Annotated in this window: 23 protein-coding genes; 1 reads left to right on the top strand and 22 read right to left on the bottom strand. The window is 65.7% G+C overall.

Annotation, left to right across the window (positions count from 1 at the left end):
* Positions 1-5 precede the first annotated feature (5 nt).
* The 13 genes from AR540_RS23145 to trmJ form a co-directional block, all read right to left on the bottom strand.
* Entirely contained in the window at positions 6-989 is a 984-nt protein-coding gene (locus AR540_RS23145; RefSeq protein ID WP_059232313.1) for a RodZ domain-containing protein, read from the bottom strand.
* Positions 986-1,756 (bottom strand): type IV pilus biogenesis/stability protein PilW, encoded by a 771-nt coding sequence (pilW, locus tag AR540_RS23140; protein ID WP_059232312.1) that lies wholly within the window; start codon positions 1,754-1,756, stop codon positions 986-988. Before pilW ends, AR540_RS23145 begins: the two co-directional genes overlap by 4 nt.
* Before the next feature lie 10 nt (positions 1,757-1,766).
* Positions 1,767-2,906, bottom strand: a complete 1,140-nt coding sequence (gene rlmN, locus AR540_RS23135; protein WP_059232311.1) for a 23S rRNA (adenine(2503)-C(2))-methyltransferase RlmN — start codon at positions 2,904-2,906, stop codon at positions 1,767-1,769.
* A 93-nt stretch (positions 2,907-2,999) separates the two neighbouring features.
* Positions 3,000-3,431 (bottom strand): nucleoside-diphosphate kinase, encoded by a 432-nt coding sequence (gene ndk / locus AR540_RS23130; protein WP_059232310.1) that lies wholly within the window; start codon positions 3,429-3,431, stop codon positions 3,000-3,002.
* Positions 3,432-3,522: 91 nt separating this feature from the next.
* Complete coding sequence (gene iscX, locus AR540_RS23125) at positions 3,523-3,723, bottom strand: Fe-S cluster assembly protein IscX (protein ID WP_059232309.1); 201 nt, start codon at positions 3,721-3,723, stop codon at positions 3,523-3,525.
* Positions 3,724-3,736: 13 nt separating this feature from the next.
* Positions 3,737-4,075 (bottom strand): ISC system 2Fe-2S type ferredoxin, encoded by a 339-nt coding sequence (gene fdx / locus AR540_RS23120; RefSeq protein ID WP_007162423.1) that lies wholly within the window; start codon positions 4,073-4,075, stop codon positions 3,737-3,739.
* A 7-nt stretch (positions 4,076-4,082) separates the two neighbouring features.
* Positions 4,083-5,942 (bottom strand): Fe-S protein assembly chaperone HscA, encoded by a 1,860-nt coding sequence (gene hscA, locus AR540_RS23115; protein ID WP_059232308.1) that lies wholly within the window; start codon positions 5,940-5,942, stop codon positions 4,083-4,085.
* Positions 5,943-5,987: 45 nt separating this feature from the next.
* Positions 5,988-6,509, bottom strand: coding sequence for a co-chaperone HscB (gene hscB, locus AR540_RS23110; RefSeq protein WP_059232307.1), 522 nt, complete (start codon positions 6,507-6,509; stop codon positions 5,988-5,990).
* 8 nt (positions 6,510-6,517) lie between these two features.
* Entirely contained in the window at positions 6,518-6,841 is a 324-nt protein-coding gene (gene iscA / locus AR540_RS23105; protein ID WP_058759989.1) for an iron-sulfur cluster assembly protein IscA, read from the bottom strand.
* Positions 6,842-6,850: 9 nt separating this feature from the next.
* Positions 6,851-7,237, bottom strand: a complete 387-nt coding sequence (gene iscU, locus AR540_RS23100) for a Fe-S cluster assembly scaffold IscU (protein WP_007162419.1) — start codon at positions 7,235-7,237, stop codon at positions 6,851-6,853.
* Between the two features lie 28 nt (positions 7,238-7,265).
* A complete protein-coding gene (locus AR540_RS23095) occupies positions 7,266-8,480 on the bottom strand; it encodes an IscS subfamily cysteine desulfurase (protein WP_059232306.1) in 1,215 nt (404 codons plus the stop codon).
* Positions 8,481-8,512: 32 nt separating this feature from the next.
* The gene (gene iscR / locus AR540_RS23090; protein ID WP_059232305.1) at positions 8,513-9,010 is read right to left on the bottom strand and encodes a Fe-S cluster assembly transcriptional regulator IscR; all 498 of its coding nucleotides are present in this window, start codon (positions 9,008-9,010) and stop codon (positions 8,513-8,515) included.
* An 83-nt stretch (positions 9,011-9,093) separates the two neighbouring features.
* On the bottom strand, positions 9,094-9,882 hold the full coding sequence (gene trmJ / locus AR540_RS23085; protein ID WP_059232304.1) for a tRNA (cytosine(32)/uridine(32)-2'-O)-methyltransferase TrmJ: 789 nt from the start codon (positions 9,880-9,882) through the stop codon (positions 9,094-9,096).
* 140 nt (positions 9,883-10,022) lie between these two features.
* On the opposite strand from trmJ, the gene suhB reads away from it, so the two are divergent.
* Positions 10,023-10,838 (top strand): type III secretion system regulator SuhB, encoded by an 816-nt coding sequence (suhB, locus tag AR540_RS23080; RefSeq protein WP_059232303.1) that lies wholly within the window; start codon positions 10,023-10,025, stop codon positions 10,836-10,838.
* A gap of 97 nt (positions 10,839-10,935) precedes the next feature.
* Here the strand turns inward: suhB and AR540_RS23075 are convergent, their stop codons facing one another.
* From AR540_RS23075 to AR540_RS23035, 9 genes are all read right to left on the bottom strand, one after another.
* Positions 10,936-11,340 carry a ClpXP protease specificity-enhancing factor gene (locus tag AR540_RS23075; RefSeq protein WP_059232302.1) on the bottom strand — a complete coding sequence of 135 codons (405 nt, stop codon included), beginning with the start codon at positions 11,338-11,340 and terminating at the stop codon, positions 10,936-10,938.
* An 11-nt stretch (positions 11,341-11,351) separates the two neighbouring features.
* Positions 11,352-11,966 carry a glutathione S-transferase N-terminal domain-containing protein gene (locus AR540_RS23070; RefSeq protein ID WP_059232301.1) on the bottom strand — a complete coding sequence of 205 codons (615 nt, stop codon included), beginning with the start codon at positions 11,964-11,966 and terminating at the stop codon, positions 11,352-11,354.
* 320 nt (positions 11,967-12,286) lie between these two features.
* Positions 12,287-12,952, bottom strand: a complete 666-nt coding sequence (locus AR540_RS23065) for a cytochrome c1 (protein WP_059232300.1) — start codon at positions 12,950-12,952, stop codon at positions 12,287-12,289.
* Positions 12,949-14,142: a cytochrome b gene (locus AR540_RS23060; protein WP_059232299.1), complete on the bottom strand. Its 1,194-nt coding sequence runs from the start codon at positions 14,140-14,142 to the stop codon at positions 12,949-12,951. The genes AR540_RS23065 and AR540_RS23060 overlap by 4 nt, the downstream gene beginning before the upstream one ends.
* Entirely contained in the window at positions 14,139-14,717 is a 579-nt protein-coding gene (petA, locus tag AR540_RS23055) for a ubiquinol-cytochrome c reductase iron-sulfur subunit (RefSeq protein ID WP_059232298.1), read from the bottom strand. Before petA ends, AR540_RS23060 begins: the two co-directional genes overlap by 4 nt.
* Positions 14,714-15,736 (bottom strand): UDP-N-acetylmuramate dehydrogenase, encoded by a 1,023-nt coding sequence (murB, locus tag AR540_RS23050; protein WP_059232297.1) that lies wholly within the window; start codon positions 15,734-15,736, stop codon positions 14,714-14,716. The genes petA and murB overlap by 4 nt, the downstream gene beginning before the upstream one ends.
* Positions 15,726-16,199 carry a low molecular weight protein-tyrosine-phosphatase gene (locus AR540_RS23045; protein ID WP_059232296.1) on the bottom strand — a complete coding sequence of 158 codons (474 nt, stop codon included), beginning with the start codon at positions 16,197-16,199 and terminating at the stop codon, positions 15,726-15,728. The genes murB and AR540_RS23045 overlap by 11 nt, the downstream gene beginning before the upstream one ends.
* On the bottom strand, positions 16,200-16,964 hold the full coding sequence (gene kdsB / locus AR540_RS23040) for a 3-deoxy-manno-octulosonate cytidylyltransferase (RefSeq protein WP_059232295.1): 765 nt from the start codon (positions 16,962-16,964) through the stop codon (positions 16,200-16,202).
* Entirely contained in the window at positions 16,961-17,146 is a 186-nt protein-coding gene (locus tag AR540_RS23035) for a Trm112 family protein (protein ID WP_059232294.1), read from the bottom strand. Before AR540_RS23035 ends, kdsB begins: the two co-directional genes overlap by 4 nt.
* Positions 17,147-17,158: the final 12 nt, after the last annotated feature.

Genomic DNA, 17,158 nt, shown 5'->3' with positions numbered 1-17,158 from the left:
GGACGTCATTGTCCGGCCTGACCGAGTTTGATGCGGGCGGTCTCGCCCTTGGTGTAGGGCGCGAGGTCGACGACCTGGCCGTTGTAGGTGATCTGGGCACCGCGGGCGAAACCGAGACGGATGTTCACCGGCGCCTTGATCGAGGCGTAATCCAGGCTCTCGCCGCCTTTCTTCACGCCGCTGAAGAGGATCTTGCCGGTGCCATCGCTGACCTGCAGCCAGCAGTTGGCGGAGAAACGGATGTTCAGGCTGTCGGCACCGGCCACGGGAGCGCTCGGTGCTGGCGTGCCGGGCACGGTTGCCGGCGTCGCTGTCGGGGCCGTGCTGCTCGGCGCCGGCGTAACGGGGGCCGGGGTCGCAGGCGTCGGGGTAGTCGGCGTGGGCATCGAGGCCACGGTGCTGGCGTCGGGAACCGGCGTACCTACGAGCGCTGGCACGCCGGCGGCCGGCGTCGGCACCTGCGCTGGCGCCTGGGGTTGCTCTTCCGGCTCGTCGATGGGGTGGATCTCGGTCTTGCCGTCGGCGCCCTCGACCTCGACATGCTCCATGCTCACGGCACTGGCGCTGGAGGCCTGGCGACTGCGTTCCTGCCACCAGAACAACCCCATGGCGATGATCAATACCACCAGGATGAAGCTGACGAATCTCAGGACGTTACGGGACAACCGCACCGGCTCGTCGAGCCGGCCCAGGCTGTGCACGGTGCTGCCCTTGGCATCGGTACCGGTATAGCCATCGAAGGCGCGCACCAGCTCCACCTGATCGAGGCCGAGCAGCTTGCCATAGGCCTTGATGTAGCCCCGGGTGAAGGTATGCCCCGGCATCTGCTGGTAGTTGCCGGCCTCGAGCTGCTCGATGATGCGCCCGCTGAGATTGAGGCTCTGGGCGACCTGGGCCTGGCTGAAGCCGAGCTCCACACGTTTTTGCCGCAGGAGTTCACCGGGGTGGCCCCGGCCGGCGTGTACCGCTTCGGATTGCACTGCGGTCATTTCTGCTCCGACTGAAGTTGACGATATTCAGGTGAGTTCGGGTACAGGCGCTTCAGCTGCAGGGCATAGCTCGCGGCGGTGTTGCGGTCATTGAACACTTCGGCGAGGCGGATCCCGAGCAACAGGCTGCGGGCATCCTGGGGACTGAGCTGGCTGAAGGCCTGGTAATAGCTGCGCGCCGGCACATAGTCGCGCGTCTGGTAGGCCAGTTGAGCCAATTCGAACAGGGCCCTGGGCTGATTGCGATCCAGCCGCAGGGATTTTTCCAGATTTTCCTTGCCCAAGTCGACCTGATTGAGCCGCAAGGCGGTCAGGCCGAGATTCTCGAACACCCGGGCACGCTCGGGATAGAGGCTGTCCTCGGCGGCTTGCTGGAAACGTTCGTAGGCATCCTTGTAGCGCCCCTGTTCGTAGAGGAAGCTGCCGTAGTTGTTGAGGATGCGGGCATCGTGGGGACGTTCGCGCAGGGCCAGGCGATACTCCTGGTCCGCCAGCTGCACTTCCGCCTGGGCCTGGAATACCAGGGCCAGGGCGGCATGGGCATCGGCGCTGGAGGAATCCAGTTCCAGCGCCTTCTTCAGCGGTACCTTGGCCTGTTCGGTGTTGCCCTGCTGGACGTAGCCGAGGCCGAGCTGGATGTAGGCATCACGCGCCTGCATCCGCCCCTGGCGGGTATCCATGGGATTGCGGTCACCCTCGGTCACGCAGCCGGCGAGGCCACCAACCAACAGGGCGAGCGCGACAATCGCACAGCGCGTGATCGCCATGGTCGCTCCCTCAGCCCTGGAGCGGCGTTACGGTTTCGGCACCGTCGAGCTGGCGGACGGCGATGTAGCGCTGGCTGCGCCGCGTGCGGTCCATGACCTGCCCGACCAGTTGCCCGCACGCGGCGTCGATGTCATCACCGCGAGTGGTGCGCACCGTGACGTTGAAGCCGGCCTGCTGCAACAGCTCCTGGAAACGGCGGGTAGCGTTCTTGCTCGGCCGCTCGTAGCCGGAGTGCGGGAAGGGATTGAACGGAATCAGGTTGATCTTGCAGGGCACGTTGCGCAGCAGCTCGATCATCTGGTGCGCATGCTCGGGCAGGTCGTTGACGTCCTTGAGCAGGGTGTACTCGATGGTCAGGACGCGCTTCTCGCCCAACTGGCCGATGTATCTCTGGCAGGCATCCAGCAGCATGGCCAGCGGATACTTGCGGTTGATCGGTACCAGCTCGTTGCGCAGCTCGTCGTTGGGCGCGTGCAGCGACAGCGCCAGGGAGACGTCGATGTGCTTGGCCAGCTCCTCGATCATCGGCACCACGCCCGAGGTGGACAGGGTGACCTTGCGCTTGGAGATGCCGTAGCCGAGGTCGTCCATCATGATGCGCATGGCGGCGACGACATTGTCGAAGTTCAGCAGGGGCTCGCCCATGCCCATCATCACCACGTTGGTGATGGCGCGGTCGATCTTGGCCGGCACGGTGCCGAAGGACTTGTTGGCGATCCACACCTGGCCGATCACCTCGGCGGCGGTGAGGTTACTGTTGAAGCCCTGCTTGCCGGTGGAGCAGAAACTGCAGTCCAGGGCGCAACCGGCCTGGGACGACACGCACAGGGTGCCGCGGCCGTTCTGCGGGATGTAGACGGTCTCGACGCAGCTGCCGGAGGCGACGCGGATCACCCACTTGCGGGTGCCATCGCGGGAGATGTCCTCGCTGACGATCTCGGGGCCACGGATTTCCGCGGCGGCCTTGAGCTTTTCCTTGAGCGCCTTGCCCAGGTTGCTCATGGCGTCGAAATCGTCGATGCCGAAGTGATGGATCCACTTCATGACCTGGCCGGCGCGAAAGCGCTTCTCCCCGATGGACTCGAAGAACGACTCGAGTTGCGGCTGGGTCAGGCCCAGCAGATTGACCTTATCGGTGGCTGTGGTCATGGGATCACCTCGACGAAATCTGTTTGAAGCCCGCGCAGGGCGCGGGCGGTGCCAGGAAGGCGGGCGGGCCGCTTCCCTGGCCGGCACTCATCCTTAGCGGACGCGCTCGCAGACTTCGGTAGCTGCGAAGAAGTAGGAGATCTCGCGAGCGGCGGACGCTTCGGAGTCCGAACCGTGAACGGCGTTCTCGTCGATGGAGACGGCGAAATCGGCACGGATAGTGCCGGCGTCGGCTTTCTTGGGATCGGTGGCACCCATCAGTTCACGGTTCTTGGCGATGGCGTTCTCGCCTTCCAGCACCTGGACCACGACCGGACCGGAGGTCATGAAGGAAACCAGATCCTTGAAGAAGGGACGCTCTTTGTGTTCGGCGTAGAAGCCACCGGCTTCGCGCTCGGACAGCTGGACCATCTTGGCAGCGACGACGCGCAGGCCAGCCTTCTCGAAGCGGGTGACGATCTCACCGACGACATTCTTGGCTACGGCATCGGGCTTGATGATCGACAGGGTACGTTGAACAGACATGTGAACTCCGAATGTGGGAATAGAGCAAAAACGAAACCCGCGGATTATACGCGGGTCCCGGTGAAAAGCGTAGCGCGGTACGGGCGATGCGTCAGGCGGACTCTTCGATCCAGGCGGCCTGGATGGCCTCCAGCACCTTCTCGCCACCACGCTGGGGATCGTCGTCGAACTCCGGCAGGGCCACGACCCAGTTGCGCAGCTTGACGAAATTCACGTAGCGCGGATCCACGTCAGGATGGGCATCGTTGAGTTCGATGGCGATATCCAGCACATCGGTCCATTTCAGTGCCATGACAGCTTCTCCCTCAGTGACCTTCGGACACCTGGTTGATGGTGTAGCGCGGGATTTCCACCACCAGGTCCTCGCTGCCTACCACCGCCTGGCAGGACAGGCGCGAACGCATTTCCAGGCCCCAGGCCTTGTCCAGCATGTCGTCCTCGAGCTCATCGGAGGGCTCGAGAGAATCGAAGCCTTCCTGGATGACCACGTGGCAGGTGGTGCAGGCACAGGACATCTCGCAGGCGTGCTCGATGTCGATGCCGTTGCGCAGGGCCGCGGCGATGATGGTTTCGCCTTCGCTGGCTTCGAAGACCGCGCCCTCGGGGCAGTGCTCGGCGTGGGGCAGCAGGGTGATCTGCGGCATGATGGAACTACTCCTCGATATCGTTGAGACGGCGACCCGCCAGGGCCGCCTTGACCGAGGCGTTCATCCGCCGGGCGGCGAAGGCATCGGTTACGTGAGAAAGACGCTTGGTCTGCTCTTCGAGCGCCTGGACGTCGGTGGTTTCCAGCAGCTCGGCCAACCGGCCGATTTCCAGCTCGATCACCTGGCGCTCCTCGGCGTCCAGCAGGCGCTCGCCATCGGCGACCAGCGCAGCGGTGACCGCCTCGATCAGCCGTCGGGCCTCGACCTGCTGCTCGCGCAGCGCGCGGGCCTGCATGTCGTCACCGGCATGACGGAAGGAATCCTGCAGCATGTTGGCGATCTCGCCATCGGTCAGGCCGTAGGACGGCTTGACCTGGACGCTGGCCTCGACACCACTGGACAGCTCGCGGGCGGATACGCCGAGCAGGCCGTCGGCATCGACCTGGAAGGTCACGCGAATCTTGGCGGCACCGGCGACCATGGGCGGGAAGCCGCGGAGCTCGAAGCGCGCCAGGGAGCGGGCGTCCTTGACCAGTTCGCGCTCGCCTTGCAGTACATGCACCAGCATGGCGGTCTGGCCGTCGCGGTAGGTGGTGAAGTCCTGGCCGCGCGCCACCGGAATGGTGGTGTTGCGCGGGATGATCTTCTCCATCAGGCCACCCATGGTTTCCAGTCCCAGGGACAGCGGGATGACGTCCAGCAGCAGCAATTCTTCGCCGGCGCGGTTGCCGGCCAGGGAGTCGGCCTGCAGCGCGGCGCCGATGGCGACCACGCGATCCGGATCGATGTCGGTGAGCGGATCGCACTCGAACAGCTCGCCCACGGCTTCGCGGACATAGGGCACCCGGGTGGAACCGCCGACCATAACCACAGCGGAAATGTCCGCCGGCTCGACGTCCGCGTCACGCAGGGCGCGTCGACAAGCCTTGAGGCTACGGGCGACCAGCGGGGCGATGAGTTCCTGGAAGGTGCTGCGCGCGAGCACGCCCGACCAGTCACCATGGCGTACCTCGACGCGCTCGGCGGCGGACAGAGCTTCCTTGGCGGCGCAGGCGCTCTGCAGCAGGCGGCGCTGGGTAGCCGGGTCCAGGTCACTGGACAGCCCGGCCTGCTGGACGATCCAGTTGGCGATGGCATGGTCGAAGTCGTCACCACCCAGGGCGCTGTCGCCCCCGGTGGCCATGACCTCGAAGACGCCACGGGTCAGCCGCAGGATGGAAATATCGAAGGTGCCGCCACCCAGATCGTAGATGGCGACCACGCCCTCCTCGCCCCGGTCCAGGCCATAGGCCACGGCAGCAGCGGTGGGTTCATTGAGCAGGCGCAGCACGTTCAACCCGGCGAAGCGCGCGGCATCCTTGGTGGCCTGGCGCTGGGCATCGTCGAAATAGGCCGGCACGGTGATGACCGCACCGACCAGCTCGCCACCGAGGGTCGCCTCGGCGCGCTCGCGCAGCACGCGCAGGATGTCAGCGGAGACTTCCACCGGACTCTTGCGACCCGCGGCGGTCTCGATGAAGGGCATTTCCGATTCGCCGGCAACGAAGCGATAGGGCAACTGCTGACCCAACTGCTTGACATCGGCGATGCCACGCCCCATGAGGCGCTTGACGGACAAGATGGTGTTGAAAGGGTCCTGGGCCGCGGCAGCCTTGGCGCCGGCGCCCACTTCCACGCCGCCGGCGGCATAGCGCACGGCTGACGGCAGGATCACCTCGCCCTGCAGGTCGGGCAGGGGCTCGGCCACGCCACTACGCACGGCGGCCACGAGGGAATTGGTGGTGCCCAGGTCGATGCCTACCGCCAGCTTGCGCTGATGCGGCTTAGGCGCCATCCCGGGTTCGGCAATCTGCAATAGAGCCATTGGCTAGTCGGCTTATGGTTGTCGGTGCCTCGGCGACACCTGTGATTAATCGTCCAGACGCTCTTCGAGCTGGCGGATCTCGCTGGCCAGCTTGTCGAGGAACTGCATGCGACGGACCAGACGCTCGGCGTGCTCGCGCTGGGCGGCGTCCTTCCAGATCGCGGCGAAGGCCTGCTCGATGTCGCGCTGCGCATCCTTGAGGCGCTGGCGGAAAGCAGGAATGCCAGCGCTGTCGCCCGCCTCCTGCAGATCTTCCAGCTCTTCGCGCCATTGCAGCTGCTGCATGAGGAAGTCGCCATCCTGGATGGTCGCTTCGAGGGGCATCTCATGCCCTTCGAGCTCCAGCAGATAGCGTGCACGGCGCGAGGGAGCCCGCAGCACATGGTAGGCCTCGTTGAGCTCGGCCGAACGCTCCAGCGCCTGGCGGCGCTCACGTTCGGGTGCATCGGCGAAGCGATCCGGGTGCATGGTGCGCGCCAGATCGCGATAGCGCGAAGACAGACCCGCCAGGTCGATCTCGAAGGCGGGCTTGATCTCGAACAGCGCGAAGTGACAGGGCTTACCCATGGCTGGCCTCAGATATTGAAGCTTTCGCCGCAGCCACACTCGCCACGCACGTTGGGATTGTTGAACTTGAAGCCCTCGTTGAGGCCTTCACGCACGAAATCCAACTCGGTGCCGTCCAGGTAGACCAGGCTCTTAGGGTCGATGATGACCTTGACGCCATGGCTTTCAAACACCTGATCCTCGGCCGCGAGTTCATCGACGAACTCGAGGACGTAGGCCAGTCCCGAGCAGCCCGTGGTACGAACGCCCAGGCGAATGCCGGCACCCTTGCCGCGCCCATCGATGGAGCGCTGCACGTGACGAGCGGCGGACTCGGTCATGCTGATCGCCATGGTTCCTCCTTAGAGCAGGCCTTTCTTCTGCTTGTAGTCGCTGACGGCCGCCTTGATGGCGTCTTCGGCGAGCACCGAGCAGTGGATCTTCACCGGCGGCAGGGCCAGTTCTTCGGCGATCATGCTGTTCTTGATCGACGCCGCTTCCTCGATGCTCTTGCCCTTCATCCACTCGGTGGCCAGGGAGCTGGAAGCGATGGCGGAACCGCAGCCGTAGGTCTTGAACTTGGCGTCTTCGATGATGCCCTGCTCGTTGACCTTGATCTGCAGACGCATCACGTCGCCGCAGGCCGGGGCGCCGACCATGCCGGTGCCGACATCGGGATCGGCCGCGTCGAACTTGCCGACGTTGCGCGGATTTTCGTAGTGGTCGATGACCTTTTCACTGTATGCCATGGTTCAATCCTCACTCATCAGGGGTGGGTCAGTGGGCTTGCCACTCGACCTGACTCAGGTCTACGCCTTCTTTGAACATGTCCCACAGCGGGGACAATTCGCGCAACTTGTTGACGGCTTCGGTGACCTTGCTCGCGGCGTAGTCAACGTCTTCTTCGGTGGTGAAGCGGCCGAAGGTGAAGCGAATGGAGCTATGCGCCAGCTCGTCGTTGCGGCCCAGGGCGCGCAGGACGTAGGACGGTTCCAGGGACGCCGAGGTACAGGCCGAACCGGACGAGACCGCCAGGTCCTTGAGCGCCATGATCAGCGACTCGCCTTCGACGTAGTTGAAGCTCAGGTTCAGGTTGTGCGGCACCCGATGGATCAGGCTGCCGTTCAGGTAGACCTCCTCGAGGCCTTCGAACTGACGGTAGAAGCGATCGCTCAGGGCCTTGATCCGGACATTTTCCTGGGCCATCTCTTCCTTGGCGATACGGAAGGCTTCACCCATGCCGACGATCTGGTGGGTCGCCAGGGTGCCGGATCTCATGCCGCGCTCGTGACCGCCACCATGGGTCTGGGCCTCGATACGCACGCGCGGCTTGCGGCGGACGTAGAGGGCACCGATGCCCTTGGGACCGTAGGTCTTGTGCGCCGAGAAGGACATCATGTCGACCTTTAGCTTCTCCAGATCGATCTCGACCTTGCCAGTGGACTGGGCGGCATCGACGTGGAAGAGCACGCCACGGGAGCGGGTCAGCTCGCCGATGGCGGCGATGTCGTTGATGGTACCGATCTCGTTGTTCACGTGCATGACCGACACCAGGATGGTGTCTTCACGCAGGGCCGTCGCGACCATCTCGGGGGTGATCAGACCGTCTTCGCCCGGCTCCAGGTAGGTAACCTCGAAGCCCTCGCGCTCGAGCTGGCGGGTGGTGTCCAACACCGCCTTGTGCTCGATCTTGGAGGTGATCAGGTGCTTGCCCTTGTTCTGGTAGAAGTGCGCGGCACCCTTGATGGCGAGGTTGTCGGACTCGGTGGCACCGGAGGTCCAGACGATCTCACGCGGGTCGGCGTTGACCAGTTCGGCCACCTGGCGACGGGCGTTTTCCACGGCTTCCTCGGCCTTCCAGCCGAACAGGTGGGAGCGCGATGCAGGGTTGCCAAAGTTGCCGTCCACCAGCAGGCACTCGCTCATCTTCTGAGCGACGCGCGGATCGACGGGGGTGGTGGCGGAATAGTCTAGGTAGATCGGCAATTTCATCGGTTACTCCTAAATCAGACGGGCGTCTCTGCTCAGTCGATGGTGGACGCTTCGATTTTTTCGACCGCTAGGGGCGATTGCTTGCTGGCACAGGCCTTAGTGTCCTGACGCTTGGCAACCTGCTGGATCTCGTTGCGGGCGACCAGGTCGGCCAGGGTGATGCCACTAAGAAAGGCATGGATCTGATCGCTCAGATCGCACCAGAGGTGGTGGGTCAGGCAGGTATCGCCCTGGTGACAGCCACCGCTGCCCTGACAGCGGGTGGCATCCACGGATTCGTTGACGGCGTCGATCACCTGCGCCACATGGATACCACTCATGTCGCGCGCCAGCTGATAACCGCCGCCGGGACCGCGTACGCTGTTGACCAGGGAGCCACGGCGCAGCCGGGCGAACAGCTGTTCCAGATAGGACAGCGAAATGCCCTGCCGCTCGGAAATGTCGGCCAGCGACACCGGGCCCCGTTGGGCATGCAGCGCCAGGTCGAGCATGGCGGTAACGGCGTAGCGGCCTTTGGTGGTCAGTCTCATGACGAACTCGAGCGGGTTGCATCGGATGACACAATTATCGGATTCCCGACAAAAAAGGTCAACTATAAAACCGAGCAAATCACTCAGGCATTATCTATCGGCGGGATAGTCCGTGGATAGGATTCGCCGCGGGCGGCCTTCTGGGTTTCGGTGAGGATGCCGCGCAGGATGTTCATCTCCAGCTTGCTGATGCCGGCACGGCCGTAGAGCCGGCGCAGGCGACTCATCAGGTGGCGCGGCTTGGCCGGATCGAGGAAGCCGATCTCCACCAGGGTCTGCTCCAGGTGCTCGTAATAGAGTTCCAGCTCCTCCACCGTCACCGGCTGGGTATTGAGCATGGCGGTGGCTTCGACCTTGTTCATCTTGGTCGGCTGGTTCTGCGCGGCGAGCCAGGCCATGCGCACCTCGTACACCAGCACCTGGACCGCGGCGGCGAGGTTGAGCGAACCGAAGGCCGGGTCCGAGGGGATGTGCACATGGTAGTGGCAGCGCTGCAGCTCTTCGTTGGTGAGGCCAGCGTACTCGCGACCGAACACCAGGGCCACCTCGCCGCCCTGCTCCACCTGGGCCAGGGAGGTGGTGGCGCACTCACGCGGATCCAGCAGCGGCCAGGGGATGCGGCGATCCCGGGCACTGGTGCCCAGCACCAGGCTGCAGCCGGTCAGGGCTTCTTCCAGGGTGTCGACGACGATGGCAGCATCGAGCACGTCATTGGCCCCGGAGGCGCGGGCATTGGCTTCGCCACTGGGAAAGTCCTCGGGCTCGACCAGATAGAGGCGCGACAGGCCCATGTTCTTCATCGCCCGGGCGGCGCCGCCGATGTTGCCGGGATGGCTGGTATTGACCAGAACGACGCGGATGTTGTTCAGCACGTGGCTATCCTCGAGCGGACGCGGGAAATCGGCGCCGTATACTACGCCCACCGGCGCTCGCTTGCTACGAATACCCCTTCCCGCCCCGCGAAGTCTGCTATCATTGCCGGCTTTCCTTATACAACCCAGGTGATCTATCCATGCAGCCCATGCTGAACATCGCACTGCGCGCGGCCCGCAGCGCCGGTGAACTGATTTTCCGTTCTATTGAGCGCCTGGACGTGATCGCCGTCGACGAAAAAGGCGCCAACGACTTCGTCTCCGAGGTCGACCGTGCTGCCGAACAGACCATCCTCGCCACCCTGCGCAAGGCCTATCCCACCCACAGCTTCTACGGTGAGGAATCCGGCTACCTGGCGGGCGAAGGCGAAGGCGCCGATTACGTCTGGATCGTCGACCCGCTGGATGGCACCACCAACTTCGTCCGTGGCGTACCGCACTTCTCGGTGAGCATCGCCTGCAAGCACAAGGGTCGCCTGGAGCACGCCGTGGTCCTGGACCCGGTGCGCCAGGAAGAATTCACCGCCAGCCGTGGCCGCGGTGCCGCCCTGAACGGTCGTCGCATCCGCGTCACCAACCGGCGCAGCCTGGACGGCGCCCTGCTGGGCACCGGCTTCCCCTTCCGTGCCAATGACGTCGACCACCTGGACAACTACCTGGGCATGTTCCGCAGCCTGATCGGCCAGACCGCCGGCATCCGCCGCGCCGGTTCTGCCGCGCTGGACCTGGCCTATGTCGCCTCCGGTCGCTTCGACGCCTTCTGGGAAATGGGGCTGTCGGAGTGGGACATGGCCGCGGGCGCCCTGCTGGTGCAGGAAGCCGGTGGCCTGGTGGGTGACTTCAACGGCGGTCATGACTTCCTCGAGAAGGGCCACATCGTCGCCGGCAACCCCAAGTGCTTCCGCGGGCTGCTGACCCAGATCCAGCCGCACCTGCCGGCTTCGCTCAAGCGCTAAGCCTGGAGCGATCACGAAAAAGCCCCTGCCGGCGCTGCCGTCAGGGGCTTTTTCATGCCCGCCGCAGAGGTGATCTGCGACGGGGTATCGGCCAGGCCTACTTGACCACTTTCAGACTCGGTCGCGCCGGAGCCGGCTTGGGCGCCTCGGGCTTGCTGCCGCCATTGTCCGGACCCTGGTCATCGGGCGGCGTCGGCTCGCTGTCGAAGACCATGCCCTGGCCATTCTCCCGCGCATAGATGGCGAGGATGGCGCCCACCGGAATGTAGAGGTTGTAGGCCACGCCGCCGAAGCGGCCATTGAAGCTCACGGCTTCGTTGTCCATGTGCAGGTCGCGCACGGCACTGGGCGAGGCGTTCAGGACGATCTGGCCGTCATTGGCATAGCCCGGCGGCACGCGCACCTCGGCGTACTCGGCATTGACCAGCAGGTGCGGCGTGCAGTCGTTGTCCACGATCCACTCATAGAGCGCGCGGACCAGGTAAGGGCGACTGGAATTCATGGGGTTCTCCTCTAGCGCATCTCACGCTCGGTGACCGAAAGACTGGATCGGAAACTGTCGCGAGCGAACATACGATCCATGTAGTCCTGCAGCGGCTTGGCCGCCCGGGGCAGCTCGATGCCCAGGCGCGGCAGTCGCCACAGGAGGGGGAGCAGGCAACAGTCCACCAGGGAAAAGTCGTCGCTCAGGAAGAAGGGGGTTTCCGCGAAGATCGGCGCCACACCGGTCAGGCTCTCGCGCAATTCCTTGCGCTTGAGCGCCAGGTCGGCACCGGGCGCCGCCTGCAGGATGGCGTCCGCCAGGGTGCACCAGTCACGGCCGATACGGTGCATCAGCAGCCGGGATTTGCCGCGCGTGACCGGATAGGCCGGCAGCAGCGGTGGGTGCGGATAGCGCTCCTCGAGGTACTCCATGAGCACCTCGGTGCCATAGAGCACCAGGTCGCGATCCATCAGCGTCGGCACGGTACCATAGGGATTGTGCTCGGCGAGCTGTCGCGGGCACTCGCCACGGCGCACGGCGACCAGCTCGCACTCGACGTTCTTCTCCGCCAGGATCAGGCGAATGCGGTGGCTGTAGTGATCCTCGGGATCGTGGAAACAGGTCAGGCGGGTTATGGCGCCCATGGGTCCCTCCCCCGTTGGGGGCGAAGCTGTAAAGGCGGGATTATCTCGCACCTTGCCACCCGACACCTAGGCTTTGTCTGAAAACTGCCTGCGCATCGGCGATGCTGCGTCAAAAATCAGCTCGAATGCCAGCCCCGCCTGGGCGGCCCCGTTCGCAATGCTCGTTTACCACTCGTAAACTCGAGCGCGAGCCCGGTCCGCTTCCTCGCCGATTTGATTCGCTGGCGCTCACCCTTCGGGCCAGCCGTTGGCTATTACTCCCGTTGGTCGTTGCGCCTTGCCTCGCCTTCGCTCGGCGACTCTTCAGACAAGCCTTCGTCTCATCGCTCATCGTCGGGTAAGCGCCGCCAGCATTCGCGCTTGAGCCAGAAGGCCAGGACGGCGAACAGCACCAGATAACCCAGCACCCAGGGCGCGAGACGCCAGGCCAGGCTCCGTTCCGGCGCGGCCGAATAGCCCAGGTAGGCGACCAGATCGTCGACGGTGCGCGCGAATTGCTCGGGCGTCTGGGCGCCGCTGCCGGGTTCCAGGCGCAGCACGCAACGCCCGTCGTTGCAGTCGCGCACCTGCCGACCGCGCAGGGCGGCCAGGACGTCGGGCATGCGGGTACCGGGCGCCGCGAGGTTATCGACCCCGAGCGGGCGATCCGGCGCCGCATAGAATTCCTGCAGGAAGGCGCGCAGCCAGGTCCCGCCGCGCACGGCAGCGATGAGGGTGAGATCGGGCGGCACGCTGCCGAAGGCGCGGCGGGCGTCTTCGGGCTTGAGCAGGCTGAGCATGGGCGCACTGGCGGTACGGCCAGGTGCCCAGCTGGCGAGATCCAGATGGAGATCGGCGGCGACGCGGTCGAAGCGCTGGTACTCCTGGCCATGGCAGGCGAGGCAATAGCGGCCGAAGGTGATGGCGCCAGCCTGGGGATCGCCCCGCTCGGTGGCATTGGCCAGGCCGGCGCACAGCAGCAGCACGCTCCACAGCAGGTGTTTCATGGCGCCTGCTCCGGAAGCGACCGAGGACGTCCCAGACGGCTGTACCAGGGCATGCCCAGCAGACTGGCGAAGTAGACAACGGCGGCCAGGCGTGCCAGCAACAGGCGTTCGTCGGTGAGCGCCACCACGCCTAGAACACCCAGCGCGGCGAAGGCCAGACAGCCGGCGTATAACCCCAGCCGGGCCGGCCAGGCCTTGTGGCGGACCGAGCGGACTGCGCTGCGATCCAGCCAGGGCAGCACGAACAACAGGGCGATGGCCAGGGCCGCCAGACCAAGACCGCCGGCCTTGCTCGGCACCGCCCGCAGCAGCGCATAGAAGGGTGCCAGGTACCAGGGCGGCGCGATGTGCGCAGGCGTCACCAATGGATCGGCCGGCTGCTGGTTGGCCGGTTCCAGCACCAGGCCGCCCAGCTCCGGCGCCAGCAGCACCACGCCGAGGAAGACCAGCAGGAAGATCGCCAGCCCGCAGAGGTCCTTGAGGGTCAGGTAGGGATGGAAAGGCACCCCAGCCGCACCATGCAGGTCGCGCTCGTCACCCTCGGGATTGTTCGAGCCGGTCTGGCGCAGGGCGAAGATGTGCAACGTCACCAGGAGCAGAATCAGCAACGGCAGCGCCACCACATGCAGCGCCTGGAAGCGGCGCAAGCTGGCATCGGACAGCACCACTCCGCCCCGTAGCAGGTCGGCCAGGGTTGGGCCTATCAAGGGCAGTGCCTCGACGGCGCTCAGGGACACCTGGGCACCCCAGTAGGACAATTGCCCCCAGGGCAGCAGGTAACCGAAGAAGGCCTGGGCCAGCAACAGGACGTAGAGCAGCACGCCGAAGGTCCAGACCAGCTCGCGCGGGGCGCGATAGGAGCCGTACAGCAGGCCACGCAGCAGGTGCAGATAGAGGCAGACGAACAGCGCCGAGGCGCCTACCGCGTGCAGGTAGCGGATCAGCCAGCCGAAGGGCACCTCGCGCATGAACAGCTGGACCGAGGCGAAGGCGCCCCGCACCGTCGGTTCATAGCCGAACAGCAGCCAGAGCCCGGTCAGCACCTGCAGCGCCAGGATGAAGACCAGCAGGGCACCGAATAGATAGAAGACGTTGAGGTTGCGCGGCACCCGATAGTCGCTGAAATGCCGGCGCCAGAAGGCACCTAGCGGCAGGCGCCGCTCCAGCCAGCCATGCTCGTCATCCTTCATGCCACCCCCTCATCGTCGCTGCCGATCACCAGCAGGTTGTCGCCGCGGAAATGATAGGGCGGCACAGCCAGGTTCAGCGGTGCTGGCTGGTCGCGATAGACCCGGCCAGCCAGATCGAAGTGGGAGCCATGGCAAGGACAGAGATAGCCGCCGGCCTGGTTCGCTGCGCTCGGCGCCAGGGAGGGGATGCAGCCCAGGTGGGTGCAGATGGCGGTGGCCACGAAGATGTCCGGCCGCCGCGATCTCAGGCGCGGATCGACATAGGGCGGCTGGCTGGATGCTCGGGAATCGGGATCGGCCAGAGCGGCCTGGTCGGCCAGCAAGCGGGCCTGATCCGCCGCGCTACGGCGCAGGACGCATACTGGCTGGCCGCGCCACTGCACCGTGAGTTGCTCGCCTTCGCGCAGCGTCCCGATATCCACCTCGACCGGGGCCGCCACCACCTCCGCCGACCGACTGGGCCGCAAGGCACAGACGAAGGGTACGCTACCTGCCACGAGGCCCAGGCCGCCGACAGCGGAGGTGGTGGCGATCAGCAGGCGGCGACGCTGAGCATCGGGCGAGTCGTCGGTCACGTCAGGCTTCCCGGCTCCATTTCCAGCGTCACGCCGAAGCGCTCGCGGACCGAGGCGCGGATGCGCTCCGCCAGGGCCAGGACGTCACGACTACTGGCACCGCCGAAGTTGACCAGTACCAGTGCCTGGGCGGCATGCACCCCCACGGCACCGTCGCGATGGCCGCGCCAGCCAGCCTGGTCGATCAGCCAGCCGGCGGCCAGCTTGACCGTGCCATCGGCCTGAGGATAGGTCGGCAGCGTCGGATGGTCTTCCTTGAGCACGGCGGCAGTCGCTGCGCTCACCACCGGATTCTTGAAGAAGCTGCCGGCATTGCCCAGCACCGCCGGATCGGGCAGCTTGCTGCGGCGAATGCTGCAGATGGCCGCGCTGACAGCTTCCGGCGTGGGCTGCGCGACCCCGGCCTCGGCCAGCGCCTGGCGCACCGGACCGTAGTCCAGCACCAGCTGTGGCTGTAGGCTCAGGTGGAAGCGCACCCGCAGTACGATCCAGCGCCCGGCTTCAGCCTTGAAACGGCTGTCACGATAGGCGAAGGCGCAGGCGTCCGGGGTCAGCTCATGGATGTCGCCGCTGTGGCGGTCGAGTGCCGTCACGCCGGCACAGCGATCCTTGAGTTCGACGCCGTAGGCGCCGATGTTCTGGATCGGCGAGGCCCCCACGGTCCCGGGGATGAGACTTAAGTTTTCCAGCCCGTACCAGCCGTTGGCCAGGGTGGTCATGACGAAGGGATGCCAGGGTTCGCCGGCTGCGGCCTCCACCAGCAGGTCATCGCCCTCCTCCGCCAGCAGGCGGATACCGCGGGACGTCAGCCGCAGTACCAGGCCCTCGACCCGTTCGGGCAGGACCAGGTTGCTGCCACCGCCCAGCACCCGTAGTGGCACGCCGAGCTGCCGGGCCAGCGCCAGGGCCTCGAGTACCTCGGCATCACTGGCGGCTTCCAGATAGCGGTCGGCTTGCGCCACCAGGCCGAAGGTGTTGAGTCCCTGCAGCGGAACGTCGTGTTGCACCTCAGCGACCATGACGAGCGGCCACCTCGGCGACGAGGCCAGCGCAGGCGGCTTCGAGCAGGTCGAGCACCCGCTCGAAACCCGCCGCGCCACCGTAATAGGGATCGGGCACCTCGTCCACGGCCAGGCCCTGCCGGGCCAGGAACAGCTCGGGCACCGCGCCGCCCTCGGGGCGCAATTGCTCCAGCCAGGCGAGGTTGTCGTGATCCATGGCCAGGATCAGATCGAAGCGTTGGAAGTCCTCGGCGGTCACCTGGCGCGCGCGCAAGCCGCTGATGTCATAACCGCGACCGGCCGCCGCCTGGATGGCGCGGGAGTCCGGCGCCTTGCCGCGGTGCCAGTCGCCGGTACCCGCGGAATCCAGCTCCACGGCCTCGGCCAGACCGGCCGCTGCCAGCTTGTCCCTCAGGATGCCTTCGGCGGTGGGCGAGCGGCAGATGTTGCCCATGCAGACGAACAGGATGCGCAGGCTCATCTAGGCTCCCAGCAGGCGGCGGACGCGCTCGAGGTCTTCCAGGGTATCCACGCCGGCCTGGGGCGCTTCCAGGGCGTCGGCGACGTGGATGCGCACGCCATGCCAGAGGGCGCGCAGCTGTTCCAGGGCTTCCGTCTCTTCCAGGGCACAGGGACCCCAGCTGACGAAATCGGCGAGGAAGCCGGCGCGATAGGCATAGATGCCGATATGGCGACGATAGGGAAAGCCGGCAGGCAGTTGCGTGCGGTCGCCGGCGAAGGCGTTGCGCGCCCAGGGCAGTGGCGCCCGGCTGAAGGTCAGCGCCAGGCCGTTCACGTCGGTGCTCACCTTGACCACATTGGGATTGAACAGGCTGTCGACGTCGTGGATGGGCTCGGCCAGGGTGGCCACGCCGGCCGCGGGATGGGCGGCGAGATTGCCCGCCACCTGATCGATCACCGCCGGCGGAATCAGCGGCTCGTCACCCTGGACGTTGACCACCAGGGCGTCGTCAGCCAGGCCGAGCAACTCGGCCACCTCGGCCAGGCGATCGGTCCCCGAGGCATGGTCCGCCCGGGTCAGCAGCACCTGGGCACCGAAGCCTTCGCAGGCGCGCAGGATGTCATCGTGATCGGTCGCCACCACCACCTGCTCGGCGCCACTGCGCCGGGCCTGCTCCCAGACGTGCTGGATCATCGGCTTGCCGGCGATGTCGAGCAGCGGCTTGTTGGGCAGCCGGGTGCTGGCGAGCCGCGCCGGGATGACGACGGTGAAGGCGGTGCTCATTTATCCAGGCGCTCGTCCGTGGTGATGACGCGCGCCTCGCTCTCCAGCATCACCGGGATGCCATCGCGAATCGGGAAGGCCAGGCCGGCGGCCTTGCTGATGAGTTCGGTCTTGTCGTCGCTCAGGATCAGCGGGCTCTTGGTCAGGGGGCAGGCGAGGATGTCCAGCAGCTTGAGGTCCATGGGCGAGGGTTC

The organism is Pseudomonas sp. EpS/L25, assembly GCF_001512295.1.
Classification (GTDB): Bacteria; Pseudomonadota; Gammaproteobacteria; order Pseudomonadales; family Pseudomonadaceae; genus Chryseomonas.
This window is presented reverse-complemented; position numbering and strand designations above follow the sequence as displayed.